Origin of the sequence: Kitasatospora sp. NPDC127035, from assembly GCF_042726075.1 — a bacterium.
Lineage (GTDB): Bacteria > Actinomycetota > Actinomycetes > Streptomycetales > Streptomycetaceae > Kitasatospora.
This window is the reverse complement of sequence record NZ_JBHXDN010000170.1, coordinates 1-1,539: the sequence shown is the minus strand read 5'-3', so window position 1 is coordinate 1,539 and position 1,539 is coordinate 1. Positions and strand designations below refer to the sequence as shown.

Annotated in this window: 1 protein-coding gene; it reads left to right on the top strand. The window is 69.3% G+C overall.

Features of this window, described 5'->3' with window-relative positions; translation table 11 throughout:
* A partial coding sequence (locus ACFWIC_RS41055; RefSeq protein ID WP_380522318.1) for an NF041680 family putative transposase occupies positions 1 to 1,445 on the top strand: 1,445 nt, incomplete at its 5' end.
* Between the last annotated feature and the right edge of the window lie 94 nt (positions 1,446 to 1,539).

The window sequence follows — 1,539 nt, the reverse complement described above, 5'->3', positions numbered from 1 at the left end:
CGACGAAGGCCGTGAAGGTGAGTCTGCTGCCTGATGCTGTCCGGCGGGAGGCGTTCGCGGAAGCGTCACGCTTCCGGGGACAGTTCTACGAGTGTGTGACCGCCCGGCGTGACGAGTTGTTCGAACTCACCGACGCGATGTTGTGTGCGGACGGTGCGGTGAAGTCCCCGGTGGACCTGACACTGCTGCCTGAGCACCGGCGTGGGCACGGCGCGCTGTACGGGGCCCTCAATCGCGGGATCGACGTCGACAGGTTACGGACGGTGCTGGCCGGGCTGTCGATGCCCCAGTTCGAGGGACGGCGTCTGGTGCTGGCGGTCGACGTGTCGCCCTGGCTGCGTTCGGATGCCCCGTGTTCGGCGGAGCGGCTGTTCTGCCACGTCTACGGCCGGGCGAAGTCCGCGTCGCAGGTCATCCTGGGTGGCCGTACTCCTTCGTCGCCGTCCTGGAGCCTGGCGCCACGTCATGGACGTCGATCCTGGACGTGGTCCGGCTCGGGTCCGGGGACGACGCGACCGCGGTCCACCGCCCAGGTGAGGGGTGGGGCCGAGCGGCTTGTCGCGGCCGGGAAGAGGCAGCCCGGGGACCCGGACATCGCGGTCGTGATGGACGCCGGCTATGACGTCACCCGGCTGGCCTGGGTCCTGCGGGACCTGCCGGTCACGCTGGTCGGCCGGATCCGCAGCGACAGGGTGATGCGACTGCCGAAGCCCTCGCTCAAGGAGTACGCCCTTGCCTATCCCCAAGGCGGCAGGCCTTTGAAGCACGGGCCGGAGTTCCGTTTCGCTGAGCCCGGGACCTGGCCCGAACCCGCGATCACCACGGCCACTGACACAGCGAATTACGGCAAGGCTCGGGCCCAGGCGTGGGACCGGGTCCACCCGAGGCTGACCCACCGGGCGGCCTGGCTGGAGCACGAGGGTGAACTCCCCGTCGTCGAGGGCAGCCTGGTCCGCCTGAAGGTCGAGCACCTGCCGAAGGGGCGGGAAGCCCCACCGGTGTGGCTGTGGTCCTCGAAAACCGGCGCCGCCCCGGCGGACGTGGATCTGTGGTGGCAGGTGTTCCTACGCAGATCCGACCTTGAGCACACTTTTCGGTTCGGCAAGCAGACACTGGGCTGGACCGCACCCAAGATCCGCACTGCCGAAGCGGCGGACCGCTGGACCTGGCTCCTGGCCGCCGCCCACACCCAGCTCCGCCTCGCCCGCCCTCTCGCCGCCGACCTCCGCCGGCCCTGGGAGAAGCCGGCCGAGCCGAACAGGCTCACCCCGGCCCGGGTCCGCCGGGGGTTCAGGAACATCCGCCCGCACCCGCTCTGCCCCGCCCGTGTTCCCCAACCTCGCGGTGCCGATCCCGGACGCCCCCTCGGCTCGAAGAACGGCCGCCCCGCCACCCGCTACAACGTGGGCAAGACCGTCAAAGGGCGTGTCAGCGACCTCGTGTAAGGGGGCATTTGGTGAGAGTAGTTTGCCCTTTATGTCCTAGTAGGTTCCTCGCCAGGTTGGTGTGGTCTCGTCCGTTATGCGCTTGGTGAGGTTG